The organism is Streptomyces sp. NPDC001750 (assembly GCF_042892615.1).
Classification (GTDB): domain Bacteria; phylum Actinomycetota; class Actinomycetes; order Streptomycetales; family Streptomycetaceae; genus Streptomyces.
Genome location: NZ_JBIAUE010000001.1, coordinates 270952 through 292356 on the forward strand (window position 1 = coordinate 270952; position 21405 = coordinate 292356).

A 21405-nucleotide genomic window follows, 5' to 3' on the forward strand; every position below is an offset into this window, starting at 1 on the left:
TCGGCGAATCACCCTCACAAAAACCCCGGGCCGGACAGGCAATCGAACCGGTTCATCATTTCGACATTCTTCGTTCACCTGCCGTCCTTTCCGGGGCCAAGGCAAATGACGGCCCCGCGCCTAGCGTGTGGCACGTGGTCAAGCTCTCCGTCATCGTGCCGTTCTACAACGTGCAGGCATATGCTTCCGATACCTTGCGAAGTCTGCGGGCCAACGCCCGCGAGGATTTCGAATTCATCCTCGTCGACGACTGTTCGACCGACGGGACGCCGGAGATCCTCGCGCGCGCGGAGCGCGAGATCCCGGGTGCCGTCCTGGTCGGACACGAGACGAACGGGGGCCTGGCCACCGCCCGCAACACCGGGATCGACGCGGCGCGGGGCGAATACCTCACCTTCCTCGACGGCGACGACTGGGTGGTTCCCGGCTACTACGAGCGGCTGCTCGCCGCCATCACCGGGCTGGGCTGCGACTTCGTCCGTACGGACCATGTGCAGTTCACGGACCGGACGCGCACGGTCCACCAGGTCCCGCACGGCCTGCGCGACACCGTCATGCGGCCGCGCGACGTGATCCTGCCGGCCGACCGGTCGACGCCCGTGGACTACGCGTACGCCTGGGCCGGCGCCTATCACCGCCGACTCGTCGAGTCGGGGCTGCTCCGTTTCCGGGACGGGCTGCGCACTGCCGAGGACCGGCCCTGGATCTGGCGCCTGCACCGCGAGGCCGAGTCCTTCGCGGTGGTCGGGCTCCAGGGGGTCTTCTACCGGCGCGGGGTGGCGTCCTCGCTCACGCAGATCGGCGACGTGCGACAGCTCGACTTCATCCGGGCCTTCGACCAGGTGCTCGAAGAAACGGCGCGGGATCCGGAGGCCGACCGGCTGCTGCCGAAGGCCGTACGGACCTATTGCGCGGTCATGGCACATCACCTGGAATCCATCGAAAGGTTCGAACCGGCAGTGGCACGGAAATTGCGCACTCTGAGCGCGGCCTCTCTGCGGCGCATGCCCCAGGACATTCTCTCGGACACGCTGAATTCGCTGGGCGACCGCCGTGCGGACCGGCTGCGCCGGGTACGCCGCCGCTCCGTGTCGCGGGAGGTCGCGGCCTGATGTCCGGTACGTACACGGCGCCGGTCGGCCGGTCCACCACTCAGATCTTCTCCGCGTGCACGCAGTACGCCGCCGCGACGGTCGTCGCCGCGTTGCGTGCGGGCCTGTTCGGTCCCCGGTCCGAACACCGTCGCATTCTCGTCGTGAGCGACACCTCCGCCTCTCCCGAACTGGGCACACCGCTCCACCGCAGGCCCGGTTTCGAGAAACTGGAGTCCGAATTCGATGACGTGTATTCCTGGAACGAATTCATCCGTCCGTTCCACCCCGCCGGATGGTCGCCCCGGGAGCAGGACGCCTCGCTGTGGCAGCGCGCCGTGCGCAGGGAGTGGCACCTCGGGGACGGGCCCGTCGAGATCGCCTGCGAGTCCATCCAGGCCAACCCCGCCCAGGCCCTCGCCGTGGTCTTCGGCGACAGCCCCGTGCACATCTACGCCGACGGCCTGATGAGCTACGGCCCGACCCGCAGCCGGCTCGACCAGCTGCTCGGCACCCGCATCCGCAGGCTGCTCCATCTGGACCTGGTGCCTGGCCTGCGACCGCTGCTGCTCACCGAGTTCGGCGTCGAGTCCGAGGTCGTACCAACCGATGTCTTCCTGGAGGTGCTGGACGAACTGGCCGGATCCGCGGCCCTCGACGCCTCGCTGGATGCCACGTTCGGCGCCTCTCCCACCTCCTTGGGACCGGCATCGGCCCCGGCCCTGCTGCTCGGCCAGTACCTCTCCACGCTGGGCATCCTCACGCCCCAGCAGGAGGAGGAGCTGCACGCGCGGATGCTGCGCGGCGCCGTCGCCCTCGGCCACACCCGGGTCGTCTTCAAGCCGCACCCCAGCGCACCGGCCCACTGGGCGCGGCTGCTGGAGCTGGAGGCGGAACGGCTCGGCGCCGACCTGACCGTCCTGGACAGCCCCGTCCTCGCCGAGACGCTGTTCGGGACGATGCGGCCGGCCCTGGTCGTCGGCTGCTTCTCCACCGCGCTGCTGACCGCCGCGTCGTTCTACGGGCTCCCGGTGGCCCGCGTCGGCACCGACACCGTGCTGGAACGGCTCACTCCGTACCAGAACAGCAACCGCATCCCGCTGACGATCGTCGACGCGCTGCTGCCCGACCTGGAGGATCCGTCCGCCGTCACCGGCTGGTCGCCGCCCTCCGCCGACGAGGTCCGGGGGAAGCCGACCGGGCTGATCAGCGCGGTTGGATACGCCATGCAGCCGCAGCTCCAGGCCGGGCTGCGGCCCGAGGCCGAGCGCTACCTGAGCCGGTACCGGGACGACATCCGGCGCTACTTCAAGCGGCGCCGGCTGACCGCGCTGGGCCTGCCGGGCGCCGTGCCCCAGCAGCTCGCGTTCATCCCGCGCAACGCGACGGTCCGCCGCCTCGCCCGCAAGGCCCGCACGCTGAGGCGAGCGGCGACGGGCTGACGGGTGGGGCCGCCCCGGTGCGGTGCGGGCGGCCCGAGGCGCGAAGCAGCCTCGCGGAGAACTTCAGGGACTCTATCGACCGAACGTTCGATAGAGCCCCTGAGGCGTTTACCGGCGACGCCGGCGCGCGATCGGACCAGCCAGGGACCGACATCGCAGGACTCATATCATCGCCGCCATATATCATTCCTGTTATGGCCGATGGTGAGCGGTACGCAATCGAGATCGAGCCCGAGGTGCGGCTTTGGCTGGAGGGCATCCCTGCCCGCCAGTACGTCCTCGTCGAGCAGAAAGTGGACCGGCTCGCGGCGAACGCCACCACGCTCGGCGAGCCCTACACGCGCCATCTCGGCGGCAAGCTCCGCGAACTGCGCTTCGACCTTGACGGCAACGCCCAGCGCATCACCTACTGGATCGCACCCGGTCGCCGCGTCGTGCTCCTGACCGTGTTCCGCAAGACCAGGATGCGCGAATCCACGGAGGTCGAGCGCGCGCAGGTGGCCCTGTCCATCTGTGAGGCCCGCCATGAGCCGGCCGCTGAGCACGCCGCCTACAGCCGCGACATCAAGGAGGACCAGTCATGAACCACGCCGAGTGGAAGACCCGCCGCCACCGCGCGCTCCTGGGTGAGGCGACCGAGGACAACCCCGAGTTCGACCGTCTCTACGAAGAAGCCGAACTCGCCCACGATCTGGGCCAGATGGTGTACGACCGGCGCACCGCCCTCGGCCTGTCGCAGACCGAACTCGCCGAGCGCTGCGGCATGAAGCAGCCGCAGATCTCCCGTATCGAAGGTGGCGGCACCGTACCCACCATCCCCCTTCTGCGCCGCCTGGCCCGCGCGCTCGACGCCGACCTGACCATCGATCTCACCCCGCACCGCCACGCCGCATAAGGGTCCTGGCGCATCTATGGGCTGCCGTCAGCACGGTCTCGCGGGCGCGCCGTCGACGGCGGGACCGATGGAGCCGCCGGGCGGTGCGGACATCGCACGAGAGGGGCGGGCCCGGGATCGTGTTCCGTCAGGCGTGCGGTGGTCAGGCCGCCTTGACGGACTCGACGAACGGCGTCCACGCGGACGCGGGAAGCACGAGCACCGGGCCGTCGGCACTTGGAGTCGCGGACGGGGACGAGACCGAGGTGGCCGTCCGCGACTTCGAGGCAATCACCGCCGTCGCCGTTGCTGTAGCTGCTCTTGCGCCAGGTAGCCGTCCGTAGAACTGCGGGACGCCCTCGGAGCCGTCGATCTCCTTGCGCGTAGCCATGGTTGACCACCTTTCGCGCTGTGCCAAGTGGAGCGGAAAGCCCCTTCACGGTAGAGGTAGCGACGGCAGCACGTGAGGAGTTCGTCACCATAAGCAACGAAAGATGGACGACTCCTCACGGACAGCACACACCACACGCCCCGCATGCACTCCCCCCGCGCTCCCGCACTCCGTGGGCGCCCTCGCGAGGACAACGACTCGGGGACGCCAGGGACACCAGATACGCCGTCACACGCTGCTGAACGACAGCTTCGCCGCGAACCCGAGGAACAGCAGCCCCGCCGCCGAGGTCGCGCCCGCCGACAGCCTCCTGCGGCGGCGGAACGCGGCGGACAGGCGGGTGCCACCGAATATCAGCGTCGACAGGTAGAGGACGCTGGCTATCTGCAGCAGCGTGCCCAGCAGCAGGAACGACAGGGCCGGGTACGCGTATCCGGGGTCGACGAACTGCACGAAGAAGGAGACCAGGAACAGGATGGCCTTCGGGTTGAAGAGGCTGACCACCAGAGCCCGGCGGAAGGGCCGCTCCATCGCCCCGGCGGCTTCCGCCCCCGCGCTCTCCTCCGTCAGCTCGGCCACCCGCCGGTGGCGTTCGCGCCACATCGCCACAGCCGACCGCAGCATGCCGATGGCCAGCCAGGTCAGATATCCAGCACCGGCGAACTTGACGACGGCGAACAGCACCGGCGTGGTCCGCAGCAGCGACGAGGCACCCAGCGCGGACAGCGTCATCAGCACGGTGTCCCCGGTCCACACCCCGGCCGCCGCCACGTACCCGGTGCGCACCCCGCGCCGGGCGGCGACGGACAGCACGTACAGCGAATTCGGTCCCGGCAGCAGCACGATCACTGCCAGACCGGCGAGATAGGTAGGAAGGTCGGTGACACCCAGCATGAACGGAGTGTCGCACGTGAGTACGACACTCCGTCCAGACGGAAGCGGTGAATTCTCGGAGAGGCGGTGATTTCTGGGAGAGAGGGCCTCAGAACGCGTCCGTCGGCACGTACGCCCCCCACACCTCCCGCAGCGCGTTGCAGACCTCGCCGACGGTGGCCCGCGCCCTGAGCGCGTCCTTCATCGGGTACAGGACGTTGTCCGTGCCCGCAGCCGCCTTCCGCAGCTCGGTCAACGCCGCGTCCACCGCGCCCTGGTCGCGCTCCGCGCGGAGCTTCGCGAGGCGGGCCGCCTGCTCCGCCTCGATCGCCGGGTCGACGCGCAGCGGCTCGTACGGCTCCTCCTCGTCGAGCTGGAAGCGGTTGACACCGACCACCACGCGCTCGGCGCTGTCGGTCTCCTGAGCGATCCGGTACGCGTTGCGCTCGATCTCGTTCTTCTGGAAGCCGTGCTCGATCGCCTGCACCGCGCCGCCCAGGTCCTCGACCTTCCGCATCAGTTCCAGGGCCGCCGTCTCGACGTCGTCCGTCATCTTCTCCACGACGTACGAACCGGCGAACGGGTCGACGGTCGCGGTGACGTCCGTCTCGTACGCCAGGACCTGCTGAGTGCGCAGCGCGAGGCGGGCGGACTTGTCGGTCGGCAGCGCGATCGCCTCGTCGAAGGAGTTGGTGTGCAGCGACTGGGTGCCGCCGAGGACCGCCGCCAGGCCCTGGACCGCGACGCGCACCAGGTTGACCTCGGGCTGCTGGGCCGTCAGCTGCACCCCGGCCGTCTGGGTGTGGAAGCGCAGCATCAGCGACTTGGGGTTCTTCGCGCCGAACTCCTCCTTCATCACCCGGGCCCAGATCCGGCGGGCGGCGCGGAACTTCGCGACCTCTTCGAGGATCGTCGTACGGGAGACGAAGAAGAAGGAGAGGCGGGGCGCGAAGTCGTCGACGTCCATGCCCGCGGCGACGGCGGTGCGGACGTACTCGATGCCGTCGGCGAGCGTGAACGCGATCTCCTGCGCGGGCGAGGCACCGGCCTCCGCCATGTGGTACCCGGAGATCGAGATGGTGTTCCACTTCGGGATCTCGGCCCGGCAGTACTTGAAGATGTCCGCGATCAGGCGGAGCGAGGGGCCCGGCGGGAAGATGTACGTGCCGCGCGCGATGTACTCCTTGAGCACGTCGTTCTGGATCGTGCCCGTCAGCTTCCCGGCGCCGACGCCCTGCTCCTCCGCGACCAGTTGGTACAGGAGCAGCAGCAGGGCGGCCGGGGCGTTGATCGTCATGGACGTGGAGACCTTGTCCAGCGGGATGCCGTCGAACAGGACCCGCATGTCGTCGACCGAGTCGATCGCGACCCCGACCTTGCCGACCTCGCCGGACGCGATGGGCGCGTCGGAGTCGTGGCCCATCTGGGTGGGGAGGTCGAAGGCGACGGAGAGCCCCATGGTGCCGTTGGCGATCAGCTGCTTGTACCGGGCGTTGGACTCGGTGGCCGTCCCGAAGCCCGCGTACTGCCGCATCGTCCACGGGCGGCCGGTGTACATCGTCGGGTAGACCCCGCGGGTGAAGGGGTACGAGCCCGGCTCCCCCAGCTTCTCCGCGGGGTCCCAGCCGTCGAGTGCGTCCGGTCCGTACACCGGCTCGATCGGCAGTCCCGACTCCGACTCACGCGTCATCTGCTGTGCCTCCCGCTGAAGCTGCTTCACCAAGCCGCTTGTCGACCACAAGCTACTTACCGGTAATGATGGGGTTCCCGCGACGGACTGTATCGGCGGGCACGAGGCCGATGGAGGGGCGGACGCTGGGACCTTGCTCACAGCACCCGCCCGGCCCGGGGGGTCGCCGTGACCGCTTCCCCCCATCATGCGCGGGTTGCCCCGCCGTGTGCGGGCTTTGGCGACCGGGAAGGGCGGGAATCCGCCCCTGAGGGGTGCCCCGTAATCCATGGTGGATCGGCGTGCGGCGTCGGATGTGGTGCATCGCAAGGCGGAGGGGCGTTGGCATACCGGATGTATACGGACGTTCCGACCACGCGGCGAGGTGCCGCAGCCGTCGTCGCGCGCCCGCCAGGGATCACAGGACAGTCCTTGGGGAAACCGGAGCAACCCGGAGGAGCAGGGGACCGAGATGATACGCAGCACCATGGCAGACGCGTCGCGGGGCGGGGCACCGCCCGGGTCGCGGGACACCGAACCACCCACCGCGCGGACGGGCCGCAGTGTCCGGGCGGGGCGCAGGAGACACGGCTGGGCGGGGGCCACGGCCAAGGCGACGCTCGCCGTGCTCGCCGTGGCCGTCGCGACCGCCGGCTGCGAGGCCCCGGCCGCCGACGGCTCGGCGCCGCCACCGGCACCGCCCGGGTCCACGCCGAGCGACGACGCCAAGCCCGTCGCGCGGCGGTCGGCGTCCCCGGACGCGTCGGCCACGTCCCCGAAGGCCGCGCCCTCGTCGGCCTCCCCGACGGCCACCGCGACCGCCGGGCCGACCGCCACGCCCGAGCCGTCGACAAAACCGGACCCGCAGGGCACGCCACTGATCGCGAGCGGCACGCAGGGGGACCGGGTGCGCGAGCTCCAGGCCCGGCTGCGGCAGATCGGTCACTTCGACCGCTCCCCCACCGGCTACTACGGCACGGTCACGGCCACCGCCGTGCGGTCCTTCCAGACCAAGCGCGGCCTGGCCGCCACCGGCGAGACGGACACCGTCACCTGGCAGCGACTGCTGGACATGACGCGCCCGCCAACGGCGGCCGAACTGCGCCCGCCGACCACCCTGCCCGTCGCCAAGCCGGACAAGCGCTGCATGACGGGCCGGGTGCTGTGCATCAGCAAGAACAGCCGCACGCTGTCCTGGATGGTCGACGGCCGGGTCGTCTCGTCGATGGACGTCCGCTTCGGCTCCCAGTACACGCCGACCCGCGAGGGCACCTTCTCCGTCTTCTGGAAGTCCCGGCACCACGTGTCGACGATCTATCACACGGCCATGCCGTACGCGATGTTCTTCAGCGGCGGCCAGGCGGTGCACTACTCGGCGGACTTCGCGGCCCGCGGCTACGCCGGAGCCTCGCACGGCTGCGTCAACGTCCGCGACGAGCAGAAGATCGCCGCGCTGTTCGCCCAGGTGAGGGAGGGGGACAAGGTCGTCGTCCACGGCTGAGGGCCGTAGTCCTCGGCCGGAAGCGGGGTGGCGCGGGCGGGACAGGGGGAACATGTCCCACCCGCGCCGATGCGCTGAGCCACAGGTACGGGGGGAACCTCGGCTCGTCGCGCTGCCGATGACCAGTCGGCATTCAGTACTGCGTCACGGCCTCGAAAAACGTCACACCTGGTGGTGGGCGTCGCTGCCGCAGCCCCGTGCGCACGGCCCGTGGCCCGAGGAGTCGGCCGCCGGACCATCCGCCGCCCGGTACGCCGAGGACGGGATCGTGGACGGCGAGGGGGGCGGTGCCACGTAGGGCGAGGCGGACGGTGACGGGTACCGGGGCGCGGGGCGCCGCGGAGTCGGGGTCACGGACGGCCGCTTCGGAGCGGTGGTGAACCGGGCCGCCGGGAAGGCTTGGTTCCGCCCGTTCCCCTCGCCCCGCCCGTTCCCCACGCTCCGCTCGTTCGCGACACCCTCGCCCTGGCCCTGACCGTCGTCGTCGCTGTCCTCGGCGGTGCGGTCGCCGTCGCCCGACCCGCCCTGCCCGTCCTGATCACCCTGCCCGCCCTGCCCGTTCCGCCCCTTTTCGTCCTTGGTGAGTATCCGGTCGCAGAACCGCTCCAGGTTCCGGGCACCCTTCGCCATCGCTTCCAGGGCGCGTCTGCCGTCGTCGTCCAGGTCGCCGTCGCGGTAGTCCCGGCACGCCCGCTTCGCCTCGGCGTACCAGCGGCCGGAGGTCCCCTTTCCCGGCTTCTCGGACGCCTTGCCGTCCGGCCCGCGGCCGGTCGTCCGGCCGTCGCCGCTGCCGGGGTCGGCGTCCTCGCCGCTCCCGTCGGCGTCCCGGTCGTCGGGGGCGGAGGAGCCGGTCCGGGGCGCGGAGGGCGGCGCGTCCGGGGAGACCGGCGGATCGGTGGGCGGGTGCGTGCCGGTGATGTCCTGTGAGCCGACCGCGTCGGGAGACGCGTCGGCCGACACGGAACTCGCAGGCGCGGGGGCGTGGCCGCCGAACGGCCCGGGGAGCATGCCCGCGCTCGCGGCCATCGCCACCCCGCCGAGCGCGCAGCCCGCGAAGGAGGCGACCAGACCGAACCGCACGGGTCTGTTCCGGCGCGGGGAACGGGCACGGGCACGGCCGCGGCCCGCCGCCGGGGAGCCCGCGGCCGACGGGGCGGTCGAAGCGGATGCGCCGGTGGCGGAGTGGATACGGACGGGGTCGAGCACGCCGACCGTGACCGGTTCGCCCGCCTCCTCCGCGTGCCCGGTGACCTCGGCGTGCTCCGACGTCTCCGTGCTCGTGGCGAGATCGCCCGCGTTCGTGGGCACGGAAGACGCGGAGCGCGCGGCGGCGCGGAAGGCGGCGAGCGCCGCGGCCTCGCCCGGCAGTTCGCCGGCGGCCGGGCGGGCGGTCCGGGCGACGGCCTCCAGTGCCGCCGCCAGCTCCTGCGCCTCCGCAGCCTGGTGACCGTCGAGGGAAGCGACCGGTTCGCCGCGAAGCAGGTGCTCCGCCGCGTCCTCGTCAAGCCATTCGTACCGCTCGTCGGCCATCACATGTCCTTCTGCGTCCAAGGACGCGTATGCGTCACACCGGCCGGGGCCGCCAGCCCCTGGTGCGCGGGACGCTGGGCGGGCACGGCACCGAGCTCCGTCGTCCGGCCCGTCGCGCCCTGGCCCGCCGGATCATCCGCGCGAGCGTGGTCCGCCTGTTCCGTTCCCCCCGCTCCTCCTGCTTCTCCGTCGCCCTCGCCGCCCACGCCGTTCACACTGCTCGCACCATTCACACGCAGCAGCTCGGCCAGCCTCTTCAGCCCCCGGTGCGCGGCGGTGCGCACCGCACCCGGCCGCTTGCCCAGCGTCTGCGCCGCGCTCTTGGCGTCCAGTCCGACGACCACGCGCAGCACCACGGCCTCGGCCTGGTCCTGCGGCAGTTGGGCGATGAGCGACATCGTGCTGCCGGTGGCCAGGGCCTCCATCGCCTCGTCGGCGGTGTCGGAGGCGGCCGGCCTGTCCGAGAGCTCCGATTCGTCGCCGCCTATGGCGGGACGCCTGCCGCGCATCCGCAGATGGTCCAGGGCGCGGTTGCGGGCTATGCGCGCCGCCCAGCCGCGGAACCGGTCCGCGTCGCCACTGAAGCGGTCGAGGTCGCGGGCTATCTGCAGCCACGCCTCGGACGCCACGTCCTCGGCGTCCGACTCCCCCACGAGTGTCCGTATGTAGCCGAGCAATCGCGGCTGCACGGCGCGGTACACAGTACGGAAGGCATCTTCGTCCCCGCCCTGCGCCGCGAGTACGGCCGCAGTCAGCTCAGCGTCGTCCCCCAGCACTCCCTCAACCTGCCCTGCTGTCTTGAATAGCAGCTGGTCATCACTGCCGCGTCACCCTGCGCGAGTCAGCACGCTACGACCTTACGCGTGAGTACGTCCACGGCTTGTACAACCTGCAACATTCTTCGGACAGAGTGCGGTGTGACAGAAATCGCCGCGGCGGCGCTGAGTGGAATACGGGGTCGTCCTGCGGCCCCGTGGAAGACGACCGGGGCCTCTCCTGTGGGGGGTGGCGGCCCCGGTCGTCCTCGTTCTCCGCCCCGCGCGGCAGGACGGAGGGCAGCGGCTCCCCGCCGAGTGCCGCCCGCTCCCGCCGCATCCGGGGCAGCTTCCGTACGAACCGGGGCAGCTTCCGTACGAAGAGGACCGCGAGGACCGCGGCCACGACGTCGAGCGCGTCGGCCACCGTCACCGGGCCGGCCGAGTCCACGGTCCCCTCCGCCTCCTCGGCCCGCCAGTACGCCCCGGACGCGTACCGGGAGGACCGGCGAGCAGACCCGCACGCCCCACCACGCGTTCATCGCCGTCGGCGACCCGCCCGACTGGCCCGCCCCGCCGTTCCTCCCGCCGGGTCCGGCCCAGTCAGCGCGCCGTGTCGATCCGCTTCGCCAGCGCCTGGAACTGGTCCCAGCTCAGCGTCGGCCTGCCCGGGTGCCAGAGCTTCTGGGCGGTCGCCCGCAGCGGCATCCTGACCCCTGCCGCCACCTGCTCCGCGGTCTGGGCCTGCGGGATATCGCCCCAGACCGCGAACCGCCCGCCGAGGATCTGGCCGGACCAGCGCGACGCCACCGGCTGGGTGCCGCGCAGCACGAGCGGGGTCCACTGCTCATAGATCCGCTTGCCCGTGGGATAGACGAAGTTGTTGGGCTGGCCGAGCACGTAATAGAGGAACTCGTCGTTGAGGTTCACCACCTTCCGCCCCTCGCCCAGGTACTCCTCCGGCGGCCGGGCTCCGTACTCCCTGCCCGTCCAGTACTCGACCTCGATGTCCTTGTCGGCGTGGACGACGCCGCCCCGGAAGAATCCGTCGTTCCACGCCTTGGGCTGCTTGCCGTGCGGACGCACCACCGCCGCGCGGTCGTTGAGCCAGCCGGTGGCGAGGTCCTTGATACCGGCCTGTGGCCCGTATTTCTGCTGTGCGGCGCGCTGCAGCTGCGGGTAGGAGGCCGCCGGGTCCCGCGCCATCAGCGCGAGGTACTCGTCGGCGCCGAGATGCCAGTACCGGCCGGTGAACAGTTCGGTGAACTCGCCGAGGAGTTCGTCGAGGAGCTTCGCCGCCCCCGGGTCGGAGATGTCGAGCGAACCGGGCGAGGGCACCCCCGACACGTTGCGCAGCTGGAGGCCGGGGTGGGCCTTCAGGACCGCGCCCAGGTGACCGGGCGAGTCGATCTCGGGGACGACCTGGATGTGCAGCCGGTTCGCGAGGGCGAGGATCCGCCGCACCTCGGCCTTGGTCAGGTGCTGCGGCGACACCACCTCGGGATGGGTCTCGGACTCGATGCGGAACGCCTGGTCGTCGGAGAAGTGCAGGCCGAACTGGTTGAGCTTGAGGTCGGCCATCTCGCGCAGCCGGTCCTCGATCCAGGAGACGGAGTAGTACTTGCGCGCGATGTCGAGGTTGAATCCGCGCTGCGGCCGGTCGGGGCGGTCGCGCACCTCGCCCTCGGGCATCACGCCGTCGGCGCGCACCGACTGCTTCAGGGTGCGCGTCCCGTAGAAGACACCGGCCTGGTCGGGGCCGCTGATCGTGACCCGTCCGTCGCGGGCCCCGAGGGTGTACGACTCCGGGGTGCCCTTGCCCGGGGTGAGGGCCAGCTCCACGTCGCCCGGACGGGCGGGAACGTCTCCCCGGTAGTGGATGCTCAGCTCCTGTGCGAGCAACCGGCCCTCGTCCGCGAGCGCGCCGCTGCCGCCCGCGAGGACGACCCCGGCATCCGGTCCGGGCCGCCAGCCCGGGCCGCGCGCCGCGATGTGCTCGCGCACGGCCGGGATGGTGCGGGGGGCGGTGGAGAGCGGATAGGTCCGGTTCGGCGAGGGGGTGGCCGGGGAGCCGATGGGGGTACGGGCCCCCGTCTCCCCCGGTCCGCCGCCCGAGCCATCAGGCCAGACGACGACGGCGACCGTCACGGCAGCCGCCGCGGTGAGAACCGCCCCGGTCACGAGGGCGCCGCGTGAGGGCGACATCGGTCAGAAACCTCCGGTATGAGAAAGGAAAGGGGAAGCGGTCGGGAGCGAACGGAGGGCTGCGCCCCTCCATGGCGCGGAGGGAGACACCGGGACGGCCGGGTCGCCGCGGCGAACGAACGCCGGGCGGACGACACGCCGTGACGGCGAAACGCCGACGAGCTCCTTGGAACACGGCCGCCGAGACGTTTGGATACATCCCAACGGTCCCCCAGGCGTTCCGAAACTCTCCCGTCCGGGTGAAGTTCGCGTATCCGTCATACGACTGTTGCCCGGCCTCGCTAGCTTTGAGGCCCATTCGTCTCTCTCTTCACCCTGTCTCCGCCTGGTCTCACCCGTCCCACCGACTCCAGGTGCGCAGAACCCGTTGATCCGAGGAGCACCACGCTGTCCAGGTCCAGCGAGTCCCACGCCGGCCTCCCGGAGAGACCGCGGCAACCGGCCATCCGCACGGCCCTGCCCGTTCAGCACCCCGGCCAGGCGGCACCTGCCCCCGCGTCCGCGCCCAACACCGACCCCCACCGCTTCCCCGGTCTCGCCCGCTTCAACGCCCTGCCGCCCGCCGACGCCGAAGCCGCCCTCCTCGCCTGCTGCGGCAGCCGTCGCTGGGCGCGGCGGCTGGCCGCCCACCGCCCGTACCCCGATCCGGGCGCGCTGCTGGCCGCCGCCGAGGAGGCGGGGTACGACATGCCCCCCGCGGACCTCGCCGAGGCGCTCGCCGCCGAGCCCGCGCCGGGGCTGCGCGAGACCGCCCCGCACTCCGCCCATCTGGCGCTGCGGGCCGCCCACGCAGCGTACGAGAGCCGCTTCGGGCACGTCTTCGTGATCTGCCTGGACGCGTACGACCCCGCCGAGCATCCGGACCAGGTGCTCGCCGGGATCCGGGCCCGGCTGGGCCACGATCCCGACCAGGAACGGGTCACCACGGCCGACGAGATGAGGCGACTCGCCCGGGGCCGCATCATCGGTCTGATATCGGATTCATAACGGAACAGGGCGGTCCGGCCGTGCCGACACGTCCCGTTCTAGCCCGTCCGTGGCTGTTTGATTGCCACTTTGATCACACCACAGGCCCCGGCGCGAGCGAACCGACAAACCGTCGCTACGATGGCCGGGGCCGGTGGACCGTACCCGGCCGGGTCAGACCGACAGTCAAGCCGGCCGGCCCCGATCCCCGCTCCCGGAGGGTTTTTCCGTGCCGGCTGGAACGCTGTACCGCGGCCGGGAAGGCATGTGGTCCTGGGTGGCTCATCGAGTCACCGGTGTCCTCATCTTCTTCTTCCTGTTCGTACACGTCCTGGACACCGCTCTCGTCCGTGTGTCCCCCGAGGCGTACGACGACGTCGTGGCCACGTACAAGACGCCGATCGTCGCGCTGCTCGAATACGGCCTGGTGGCCGCCATTCTCTTCCACGCGCTCAACGGTCTGCGCATCGTCGCCGTGGACTTCTGGGCCAAGGGCCCGCGCTACCAGAAGCAGATGCTCTGGTCCGTCGTGGGCATCTGGATCGTGCTGATGGTCGGGGCCCTGTACCCGGTCCTCGGTCACGCCGTACGCGAAGTCTTCGGGAGCTGAGGCCCATGTCCACCGAGTCCTCCGCCGCGATCGGCTCCGTCGAGGGCGTCAGCCTCTACGACGTCGACAACCCGGCCCCGGTCATCGAGCCGCCGCGCAAGCGCACCGGCAAGACCCCCAAGGGTTCGCGCACCAACTTCGAGATGTACGCCTGGCTCTTCATGCGCCTGTCGGGCATCGTCCTGGTCGTCCTGGTCCTGGGCCACCTGCTGATCCAGCTGGTGCTGGACGGCGGCGTCACCAAGATCGGCTTCGCCTTCGTGGCGGGCCGCTGGGCCTCGCCGTTCTGGCAGATCTGGGACCTGGGGATGCTGTGGCTGGCCATGCTGCACGGCGCCAACGGCCTGCGTACGGTCATCAACGACTACGCCGAACGGGACAACACCCGCTTCTGGCTGAAGATGCTCCTGTACACCGCCACGGTGTTCACCGTCCTGCTGGGCACGCTGGTGATCTTCACCTTCGACCCGAACATCCGCTAGGCGCGCCGGGCCAGAGGGACCAGAGGAAATCATGCAGATCCACAAGTACGACACCGTCATCGTCGGCGCCGGCGGCGCCGGCATGCGCGCGGCCATCGAGTCCACGAAGCGCAGCCGTACCGCCGTGCTCACCAAGCTCTACCCCACCCGCTCCCACACGGGCGCCGCGCAGGGCGGCATGGCCGCCGCGCTGGCCAACGTGGAGGAGGACAACTGGGAGTGGCACACCTTCGACACGATCAAGGGCGGCGACTACCTGGTCGACCAGGACGCCGCCGAGATCCTGGCGAAGGAGGCCATCGACTCGGTCCTCGACCTGGAGAAGATGGGCCTGCCGTTCAACCGCACGCCCGAGGGCCGCATCGACCAGCGTCGCTTCGGCGGCCACAGCCGCAACCACGGCGAGGCCCCGGTCCGCCGGTCCTGCTACGCCTCGGACCGCACCGGCCACATGATCCTCCAGACGCTGTACCAGAACTGCGTCAAGGAGGGTGTGGAGTTCTTCAACGAGTTCTACGTCCTCGACCTGCTGCTCCAGGACGTCGACGGCGTCACGAAGTCCTCGGGCGTCGTCGCGTACGAGCTGGCGACCGGCGAGATCCACGTCTTCCAGGCGAAGTCGATCATCTTCGCCTCCGGCGGCACCGGCAAGTTCTTCAAGGTGACGTCGAACGCGCACACCCTGACCGGTGACGGCCAGGCCGCCGCGTGGCGCCGCGGTCTGCCGCTGGAGGACATGGAGTTCTTCCAGTTCCACCCGACGGGCATCTGGCGCATGGGCATCCTGCTGACGGAGGGCGCCCGCGGTGAGGGCGGCATCCTCCGCAACAAGGACGGCGAGCGCTTCATGGAGAAGTACGCGCCGGTCATGAAGGACCTCGCGTCCCGTGACGTCGTCTCCCGCTCCATCTACACGGAGATCCGTGAGGGCCGCGGCTGCGGTCCCGAGGGCGACCACGTCTACCTCGACCTCACGCACCTGCCGCCGGAGCAGCTGGACGCCAAGCTCCCGGACATCACCGAGTTCGCGCGTACGTACCTCGGCATCGAGCCCTACACGGACCCGATCCCGATCCAGCCGACCGCGCACTACGCCATGGGCGGCATCCCGACCAACGTCGAGGGCGAGGTGCTGGCCGACAACACCACCGTCGTCCCGGGCCTGTACGCCGCCGGCGAGGTCGCATGCGTGTCCGTGCACGGCGCCAACCGCCTGGGCACCAACTCGCTGCTCGACATCAACGTGTTCGGCCGCCGCGCCGGCATCGGTGCCGCCGAGTACGCCGCCAAGAGCGACTTCGTGCCGCTCCCGGAGAACCCGGCGCAGCTGGTCGAGGAGCAGATCGAGCGGCTGCGCAACTCGACGGGCTCCGAGCGGGTCGCCGCGCTCCGTCAGGAGCTGCAGGAGTGCATGGACGCCAATGTGATGGTGTTCCGCACCGAGCAGACCATCAAGACGGCCGTCGACAAGATCGCCGAGCTGCGCAGGCGGTACCACGACGTGTCCATCCAGGACAAGGGCAAGCGGTTCAACACCGACCTCCTGGAGGCCATCGAGCTGGGCAACCTGCTCGACCTGGCCGAGGTCATGGCGGTCTCCGCGCTGGCCCGCAAGGAGTCGCGCGGCGGTCACTACCGCGAGGACTACCCGAACCGCGACGACGTCAACTTCATGCGCCACACCATGGCGTACCGCGAGGTCGCCGACGACGGCACCGAGTCGATCCGGCTCGACTACAAGCCGGTCGTCCAGACCCGCTACCAGCCGATGGAGCGTAAGTACTGATGGCAACCCCGACTCTGGACAAGGTCGAGACGCAGTCCGCCGCCTCGCCGTACATCACGGCGACCTTCCGGATCCGCCGCTTCAACCCCGAGGTCTCCGAAGAGGCCGAGTGGCAGGACTTCCAGATCACGATCGACCCGAAGGAGCGTGTGCTCGACGCGCTCCACAAGATCAAGTGGGACCTGGACGGCACGCTGACGTTCCGCCGCTCCTGTGCCCACGGCATCTGCGGCTCCGACGCGATGCGGATCAACGGCAAGAACAGGCTCGCCTGCAAGACGCTGATCAAGGACATCAGCCCGGAGAAGCCGATCACGATCGAGGCCATCAAGGGCCTCACGGTCCTCAAGGACCTCGTGGTCGACATGGAGCCGTTCTTCCAGGCGTACCGCGACGTCATGCCCTTCCTCATCACCAAGGGGAACGAGCCGACCCGCGAGCGCCTGCAGTCCGCCGAGGACCGCGAGCGCTTCGACGACACCACCAAGTGCATCCTGTGCGCCGCGTGCACGTCCTCGTGCCCGGTGTTCTGGAACGACGGCCAGTACTTCGGCCCAGCGGCGATCGTCAACGCGCACCGCTTCATCTTCGACTCGCGCGACGAGGGTGGCGAGCAGCGCCTGGAGATCCTCAACGACCGTGACGGCGTGTGGCGTTGCCGCACCACGTTCAACTGCACGGACGCCTGCCCGCGTGGCATCGAGGTCACCAAGGCGATCCAGGAGGTCAAGCGGGCGCTGATCACGCGCCGCTTCTGACCGGCCGCTCACGGCACCGCCGTCTCCCACGGCCCCGTCCCGCGCCTCTGCGCGGGACGGGGCCGTTCGCCGTACCGGCCGCAGGGACACCGCACGGAGCCGCCCGCCCCTTCCCCGGCCGCGCGAGAGGCGACCTCCGGGCAAGAAGCCACGCCCCGTGCGAGAAGCCACGACCTGCACAGTTCCGTCACGATTCCGGCACTTCTGATGCGGCATGTTCCGGCCAGGACGTAGCGTGTCTCCTCACGCCAGCATCCTTTGGGGGGATCACGCATGTCTCAGGGCTTCCCGCCGCCCGGCCCTCAGCCGCAGCAACCGCAGCAGCCTCCGCAGTGGGGTGGCCCGTCCCCGCAGCAGCCGTACCAGCAGCAGCCCTACCCGCAGGGACCGGGATGGGGCGCGCCGGTGCCGCCGCCGAAGCAGCGCCGGACCGGGCTCATCATCACCCTGTCCGTGCTCGGCGGCCTGGTGCTGCTCGGCGGGTGCGGGGCCCTGGTCGTGTCCGTGGTGAGCAACGGGACCGTGCACGAGAGCAGTTCCTCGGGGGAGTCGTCGGTGGACGAGGCCCCCGGGAAGGACGCACCGGCGAAGGACGACCCCTCCGGGGAGAAGCCCCGCGCCGAGAAGCCCGCCGAGAAGGAAAACGGCGCGAAGGCGGACGCCGCGGCGGACGTGAAGCTGTCCAAGTGCGAGGTCAACGATCTGACCAAGTGGCCGTCCGTGGACGTGGAGATCATGAACCACAGCGACGTGAAGTCGAACTACATCGTGACCGTGGAGTTCGTGGACGGGTCCGGCACACGGGTGGCCGAGGGAATGGCCGCGGCGAACAACCTGGCCCCGGGGCAGAAGTCGACGCAGAAGGCGCAGGGGCTGGGCGACTCTCCGGCGGACACGAAGTGCAAGGTGACGGATGTGACCCGGTACCCGTCGGCCGGGTGACGACGATTCGGCCGGTGTCCGGCCGGACCGCATCCGGCCGGACCGCATCCGGCCGGACGTACCCGGCGGAACCGGTCGTGTCCGAACCGGTCCCGCCGGATGCGGGACCGCTTGCTGCGCGGTTCCGGTTCGGGCGGTACGGTCGTGCGGAACGGACACCGGTGTGCCGCTGCCGGCGCGACAGAGCCCGGGGCACAGGCTTGATCGAGAGCGGGGAACGTTGAGCGATCCGAATCCGCACGCGGACGACTCGTACCAGTGGGGCCCTCCCCAACCGGGCGGGCAGGGGAACGGGCCCGCCGGTGCGGGGGCTCCGGCCTACGGGTACCCGCAGCCGCTGCCCGAAACCGCCGCGCAGCCCGGCCCCGCCTACGGCTACCCCCCGGGGCCCGCGGCCCAGCCGATGGTGCCCGGTCCCGGCTATGCGCAGCCGGGCACGCCGGTGGCCGGCGCCCCGTTGCTGGCGCTCGGGGACATCACCATCGTGAACGACCAGATCATCACGCCGGTCGGCACCATGCCGCTCAAGGGCGCCGTGTGGTCCGCCACGGACCTGTCGCACACCGAGGAGCGGATCCCCACGGTCGCGATCGTGCTGGCGATCGTCTTCGCCCTGCTCTGCCTGGTCGGTCTGCTCTTCCTCCTGATGAAGGAGAAGAAGACGACGGGCTTCATCCAGGTCTCGGTGACCAGCGACGGGAAGCACCACTCGACGATGATCCCGGCGACCGGTCCGGAGACCTTCCCGTGGGTGATGGCGCAGCTCAACTCGGCGCGCGCGATGAGCGCCTGACGTTCCGTCGGGGCGACCGCCAGGCCGAGTGCCGCGCACCGCGCGCCGCGCGCCGTCGTCGCCCCTGCCCCCCCTTCGCACTGCCGCCGTACGGCCTGAGACCGGGCCGTACGGCGCGCGGCGTTCCGGCGGCCGACTTTCCCGGTGCGCGATCGCGAGGCCGAGGGCCGCCCTCGCAGCCGGAGCCGGACCCTCTCCCTCCTTTCATGCCGACCGGTATCGGTCCACGCATGCTTGAACACGTTCAAAAGTGGGTCTACAGTCGATGACAACACCTTTTGAACGCGTTCAAAGGAGGGTGGGGCATGGACCTCACTGTCATCGCGTACGTCATCTACCTTCTGATCGGCGTGGCGCTCACCGTCTGGGTCGCGCGCACGCTCAGCCGCAACGGCAAGGCGTTCCTCGCCGATGTGCTGCACGGGAACGAGAAGCTCGCCGATGCCGTCAACCACCTGCTGGTGGTCGGCTTCTACCTGGTCAACCTGGGCTTCGTCACGCTCTACCTCAGGAGCGGCGAAGGGGTCGCCGACGCCCGCGGGCTGTTCGAGGCGCTGTCGGTGAAGCTCGGCGTCGTGCTCCTCGTCCTCGGCGCGCTGCACCTCGGGAACGTCTACGTGTTCAGCAGGATCCGCCGCCGCGGGCTGATGGAGCGCGAGCAGGTCCCGCCGGTGCCTCCGCAGGGCTGGACCGGACCGGGCGACGGCCCCTGGGCCGCTCCGACCCATACGGCCTGAGCCCGCCGTGACGACCGATGCGGGCGGCCGGCGGCCGATACGGCTGCCCGTCGGACGCCTCACGGTGCTCTACGACGCGCACTGTCCGCTCTGTCTCCATCTGCGTCAGTGGCTGGTGGGGCAGCGCCAGTTGGTCCCGCTCGACCTCGTTCCGGCGGCGTCCGAGGAGGCGCGCCGCCGCTTCCCCCGGCTCGACCACGCCGGAACGCTCGACGAGATCACGGTGGTCGGTGACCTGGGGCAGGTCTACCGGGGGACGTCGGCCTGGATCGTCTGCCTCTGGGCGCTGGCCGAGCACCGGCCCACGTCCCACTGGCTGACCACCCCGGCGGGCCGCCCGTTCGCCCGGGCGGCCGTGCTCGCCGCCGCGAAGTACCGTTCACTGACCGCGAGGCCGTGCGGCGACGGAAGCGGCGGCGGGGACGGGGACGCCACCTGTACGGTCCGCGGAGCCGTGGACCGACCGGGGCGGATACGCTCGGGGCTGTGGTGAAGGAAGCGAAGGACGTGAAGGAAACCGGGGTGTCCCAGGGGAAGGATGCCAGGGTCCCCAAGAGCGAGCAGACCCGCACACTCATCCTCGAAACCGCCCTCCGGCTCTTCCAGGAGCGCGGTTACGACAAGACGACGATGCGGGCCATCGCCCAGGAGGCCGGGGTCTCCGTCGGGAACGCCTACTACTACTTCACGAACAAGGAACACCTCGTCCAGGGCTTCTACGACCGGCTCGCCGCCGAGCACGAGGCGGCTGTGCGGCCGGTCCTGGACGGCGACAAGGACCTCGCGGTGCGGGTGCGCGGGGTCCTGCTCACCTGGCTGGACGTGGCGGAGCCGTACCACCGTTTCGCCGCCCAGTTCTTCAAGAACGCCGCCGATCCGGAGAGTCCGCTCAGCCCGTTCTCGGCGGACTCGGTCGCCGCCCGGGAGGCCGCGATCTCCATCCACCGGCGCTGCCTGGCCGGTTCCGACACCAAGGCCGATCCCGAACTGGCCGAGCTGCTGCCACAGTTGATGTGGCTGATGCACATGGGCCTGGTGCTGTACTGGGTGTACGACCGCACGGAGCACACCGAGCGCAGCCGCCGCCTGGTCGAGCGCGCCGCGCCGATCGCCGCACGCGCCATCGCCCTGTCACGCTTCCGGGCGCTGAGGCCGCTGGTGCGACAGATCCACGAGGTGCTGGTGGAGTTCCTGCCGGGCGCCGCCGGACGCGTGTCCTAGGGCGTGTTGCGAGAGCCCCGTCCGGCCCGCGAAGCTATCCGGTCACGGCCGCACGCCTCGTGGCCCGGAAGCGGTGGACGGCCCAGCCGGCACCGAGCACGGCGCCCGTCCAGACGACGACTTCGGCGAGAACGATCAGCGGGGTCAAGGTGAGGTGCGGTCGGGGCGGTAGCACGACCATCTGCACGGCAGCACCCACCGGAACCGTCAACGCCGCGAGCAGGCCGATCAGTCCGGGCCGCCTGATGGCCGCACCCACCGCGCCCAGGATCAGCCCGAGCGGCAGTCCCGCCACCCACCACCTGACCAGGTCCGTGTCGGCCCCCATGGCGAAGGCGTCCGTCGCGTAGTACGCCCCCGTGGCGGCGAACAGCGCCAGGGCCCCGGCCGACGCGCCTCGGACCGGTGTCCCGGCCAGCCAGCCCATCGCCACCGCCAGCGCGGCCCAGGACCAACCGGCGTCCACCAGCAGGCTGAGAAGCTTGGCGGCATCGGCCCAGACGGTGCCGACAAGAGGGGCGCCGAGCTCCGCGTACGGGGAGGAAAGCGCGTTGATGAGCGAGGTGGCCGCGCCGAATCCCACCCCAGCCGCAAGAGCACCCACCATGATCTTCATACCGGGAGCGTATCCGGCGGACAGCTGCCCCGGCTGCGCGCGGGTGCTGTCGGTGCTCACGCACACCGTCGCCTCGATCCCGGTGCTGCCCGGGGCGCTGAACGTCTGCTGCCCGCTCTCGTGGACGGTGCCCGGCAAAGGACACGGCCGGGGCCGTGACCGG

Annotated in this window: 22 protein-coding genes; 15 read left to right on the plus strand and 7 right to left on the minus strand. The window is 70.7% G+C overall.

What is annotated here, in order from left to right:
- Nucleotides 1-134: 134 nt before the first annotated feature.
- From ACFYY6_RS01190 to ACFYY6_RS01205, 4 genes are all read left to right on the plus strand, one after another.
- The gene (locus ACFYY6_RS01190) at nt 135-1112 is read left to right on the plus strand and encodes a glycosyltransferase family 2 protein (protein WP_351629909.1); all 978 of its coding nucleotides are present in this window, start codon (nt 135-137) and stop codon (nt 1110-1112) included.
- Entirely contained in the window at nt 1112-2533 is a 1422-nt protein-coding gene (locus ACFYY6_RS01195; RefSeq protein ID WP_351524355.1) for a polysialyltransferase family glycosyltransferase, read from the plus strand. The genes ACFYY6_RS01190 and ACFYY6_RS01195 overlap by 1 nt, the downstream gene beginning before the upstream one ends.
- Nucleotides 2534-2727: 194 nt before the next feature.
- A complete protein-coding gene (locus ACFYY6_RS01200; protein ID WP_351524354.1) occupies nt 2728-3117 on the plus strand; it encodes a type II toxin-antitoxin system RelE/ParE family toxin in 390 nt (129 codons plus the stop codon).
- Nucleotides 3114-3428, plus strand: coding sequence for a helix-turn-helix transcriptional regulator (locus tag ACFYY6_RS01205; RefSeq protein ID WP_351524353.1), 315 nt, complete (start codon nt 3114-3116; stop codon nt 3426-3428). The genes ACFYY6_RS01200 and ACFYY6_RS01205 overlap by 4 nt, the downstream gene beginning before the upstream one ends.
- A 14-nt stretch (nt 3429-3442) precedes the next feature.
- Here the strand turns inward: ACFYY6_RS01205 and ACFYY6_RS01210 are convergent, their stop codons facing one another.
- From ACFYY6_RS01210 to ACFYY6_RS01220, 3 genes are all read right to left on the minus strand, one after another.
- Nucleotides 3443-3889 carry a DUF397 domain-containing protein gene (locus ACFYY6_RS01210; RefSeq protein WP_389191170.1) on the minus strand — a complete coding sequence of 149 codons (447 nt, stop codon included), beginning with the start codon at nt 3887-3889 and terminating at the stop codon, nt 3443-3445.
- Between the two features lie 137 nt (nt 3890-4026).
- Nucleotides 4027-4692, minus strand: a complete 666-nt coding sequence (leuE, locus tag ACFYY6_RS01215) for a leucine efflux protein LeuE (RefSeq protein WP_351524351.1) — start codon at nt 4690-4692, stop codon at nt 4027-4029.
- Between the two features lie 88 nt (nt 4693-4780).
- Nucleotides 4781-6361: a methylmalonyl-CoA mutase family protein gene (locus ACFYY6_RS01220; RefSeq protein ID WP_351629917.1), complete on the minus strand. Its 1581-nt coding sequence runs from the start codon at nt 6359-6361 to the stop codon at nt 4781-4783.
- A 466-nt stretch (nt 6362-6827) separates the two neighbouring features.
- Between ACFYY6_RS01220 and ACFYY6_RS01225 the strand changes: the two genes are divergently transcribed.
- Nucleotides 6828-7841 carry a L,D-transpeptidase family protein gene (locus ACFYY6_RS01225; RefSeq protein ID WP_386608776.1) on the plus strand — a complete coding sequence of 338 codons (1014 nt, stop codon included), beginning with the start codon at nt 6828-6830 and terminating at the stop codon, nt 7839-7841.
- 162 nt (nt 7842-8003) lie between these two features.
- Here ACFYY6_RS01225 and ACFYY6_RS01230 read toward each other — a convergent pair whose 3' ends face one another.
- From ACFYY6_RS01230 to ACFYY6_RS01240, 3 genes are all read right to left on the minus strand, one after another.
- Nucleotides 8004-9371 (minus strand): hypothetical protein, encoded by a 1368-nt coding sequence (locus ACFYY6_RS01230; protein ID WP_389191173.1) that lies wholly within the window; start codon nt 9369-9371, stop codon nt 8004-8006.
- Nucleotides 9371-10147 carry an RNA polymerase sigma factor gene (locus tag ACFYY6_RS01235; RefSeq protein WP_351524348.1) on the minus strand — a complete coding sequence of 259 codons (777 nt, stop codon included), beginning with the start codon at nt 10145-10147 and terminating at the stop codon, nt 9371-9373. The genes ACFYY6_RS01230 and ACFYY6_RS01235 overlap by 1 nt, the downstream gene beginning before the upstream one ends.
- A 582-nt stretch (nt 10148-10729) precedes the next feature.
- Nucleotides 10730-12331: a glycoside hydrolase family 20 protein gene (locus ACFYY6_RS01240; protein WP_351524347.1), complete on the minus strand. Its 1602-nt coding sequence runs from the start codon at nt 12329-12331 to the stop codon at nt 10730-10732.
- A 456-nt stretch (nt 12332-12787) separates the two neighbouring features.
- On the opposite strand from ACFYY6_RS01240, the gene ACFYY6_RS01245 reads away from it, so the two are divergent.
- From ACFYY6_RS01245 to ACFYY6_RS01290, 10 genes are all read left to right on the plus strand, one after another.
- On the plus strand, nt 12788-13318 hold the full coding sequence (locus ACFYY6_RS01245) for a 2-oxo-4-hydroxy-4-carboxy-5-ureidoimidazoline decarboxylase (protein WP_351524361.1): 531 nt from the start codon (nt 12788-12790) through the stop codon (nt 13316-13318).
- 208 nt (nt 13319-13526) lie between these two features.
- Entirely contained in the window at nt 13527-13907 is a 381-nt protein-coding gene (gene sdhC, locus ACFYY6_RS01250; RefSeq protein ID WP_073781590.1) for a succinate dehydrogenase, cytochrome b556 subunit, read from the plus strand.
- Nucleotides 13908-13912: 5 nt separating this feature from the next.
- Nucleotides 13913-14389, plus strand: a complete 477-nt coding sequence (locus ACFYY6_RS01255; protein ID WP_351524346.1) for a succinate dehydrogenase hydrophobic membrane anchor subunit — start codon at nt 13913-13915, stop codon at nt 14387-14389.
- A gap of 31 nt (nt 14390-14420) precedes the next feature.
- Nucleotides 14421-16175: a succinate dehydrogenase flavoprotein subunit gene (gene sdhA, locus ACFYY6_RS01260; protein ID WP_351524345.1), complete on the plus strand. Its 1755-nt coding sequence runs from the start codon at nt 14421-14423 to the stop codon at nt 16173-16175.
- On the plus strand, nt 16175-16933 hold the full coding sequence (locus ACFYY6_RS01265) for a succinate dehydrogenase iron-sulfur subunit (RefSeq protein WP_351524344.1): 759 nt from the start codon (nt 16175-16177) through the stop codon (nt 16931-16933). Before sdhA ends, ACFYY6_RS01265 begins: the two co-directional genes overlap by 1 nt.
- A 273-nt stretch (nt 16934-17206) precedes the next feature.
- The gene (locus ACFYY6_RS01270; protein WP_351523254.1) at nt 17207-17875 is read left to right on the plus strand and encodes an FxLYD domain-containing protein; all 669 of its coding nucleotides are present in this window, start codon (nt 17207-17209) and stop codon (nt 17873-17875) included.
- A 220-nt stretch (nt 17876-18095) separates the two neighbouring features.
- Nucleotides 18096-18668 (plus strand): hypothetical protein, encoded by a 573-nt coding sequence (locus tag ACFYY6_RS01275; RefSeq protein ID WP_351629930.1) that lies wholly within the window; start codon nt 18096-18098, stop codon nt 18666-18668.
- Nucleotides 18669-18973: 305 nt separating this feature from the next.
- On the plus strand, nt 18974-19405 hold the full coding sequence (locus ACFYY6_RS01280; protein ID WP_351523251.1) for a hypothetical protein: 432 nt from the start codon (nt 18974-18976) through the stop codon (nt 19403-19405).
- A gap of 7 nt (nt 19406-19412) precedes the next feature.
- Complete coding sequence (locus tag ACFYY6_RS01285; RefSeq protein ID WP_351523249.1) at nt 19413-19898, plus strand: DCC1-like thiol-disulfide oxidoreductase family protein; 486 nt, start codon at nt 19413-19415, stop codon at nt 19896-19898.
- Complete coding sequence (locus tag ACFYY6_RS01290; RefSeq protein ID WP_351523248.1) at nt 19892-20626, plus strand: TetR family transcriptional regulator; 735 nt, start codon at nt 19892-19894, stop codon at nt 20624-20626. The genes ACFYY6_RS01285 and ACFYY6_RS01290 overlap by 7 nt, the downstream gene beginning before the upstream one ends.
- Nucleotides 20627-20660: 34 nt before the next feature.
- Here the strand turns inward: ACFYY6_RS01290 and ACFYY6_RS01295 are convergent, their stop codons facing one another.
- Nucleotides 20661-21302 carry a hypothetical protein gene (locus ACFYY6_RS01295; protein WP_351523247.1) on the minus strand — a complete coding sequence of 214 codons (642 nt, stop codon included), beginning with the start codon at nt 21300-21302 and terminating at the stop codon, nt 20661-20663.
- Nucleotides 21303-21405 lie beyond the last annotated feature (103 nt).

Bases quoted from the DNA above. Each gene is read 5' to 3' on its own strand.
- ACFYY6_RS01195 (WP_351524355.1), top strand. From the start codon at position 1,112: ATGTCCGGTACGTACACGGCGCCGGTCGGCCGGTCCACCACTCAGATC.
- ACFYY6_RS01230 (WP_389191173.1), bottom strand. From the start codon at position 9,371: ATGGCCGACGAGCGGTACGAATGGCTTGACGAGGACGCGGCGGAGCAC.
- ACFYY6_RS01225 (WP_386608776.1), top strand. From the start codon at position 6,828: ATGGCAGACGCGTCGCGGGGCGGGGCACCGCCCGGGTCGCGGGACACC.
- ACFYY6_RS01255 (WP_351524346.1), top strand. From the start codon at position 13,913: ATGTCCACCGAGTCCTCCGCCGCGATCGGCTCCGTCGAGGGCGTCAGC.
- ACFYY6_RS01210 (WP_389191170.1), bottom strand. From the start codon at position 3,889: ATGGTGACGAACTCCTCACGTGCTGCCGTCGCTACCTCTACCGTGAAG.
- ACFYY6_RS01280 (WP_351523251.1), top strand. From the start codon at position 18,974: ATGGACCTCACTGTCATCGCGTACGTCATCTACCTTCTGATCGGCGTG.
- leuE (WP_351524351.1), bottom strand. From the start codon at position 4,692: ATGCTGGGTGTCACCGACCTTCCTACCTATCTCGCCGGTCTGGCAGTG.
- ACFYY6_RS01220 (WP_351629917.1), bottom strand. From the start codon at position 6,361: ATGACGCGTGAGTCGGAGTCGGGACTGCCGATCGAGCCGGTGTACGGA.
- ACFYY6_RS01270 (WP_351523254.1), top strand. From the start codon at position 17,207: ATGTCTCAGGGCTTCCCGCCGCCCGGCCCTCAGCCGCAGCAACCGCAG.
- ACFYY6_RS01200 (WP_351524354.1), top strand. From the start codon at position 2,728: ATGGCCGATGGTGAGCGGTACGCAATCGAGATCGAGCCCGAGGTGCGG.
- ACFYY6_RS01240 (WP_351524347.1), bottom strand. From the start codon at position 12,331: ATGTCGCCCTCACGCGGCGCCCTCGTGACCGGGGCGGTTCTCACCGCG.
- ACFYY6_RS01265 (WP_351524344.1), top strand. From the start codon at position 16,175: ATGGCAACCCCGACTCTGGACAAGGTCGAGACGCAGTCCGCCGCCTCG.
- sdhA (WP_351524345.1), top strand. From the start codon at position 14,421: ATGCAGATCCACAAGTACGACACCGTCATCGTCGGCGCCGGCGGCGCC.
- ACFYY6_RS01205 (WP_351524353.1), top strand. From the start codon at position 3,114: ATGAACCACGCCGAGTGGAAGACCCGCCGCCACCGCGCGCTCCTGGGT.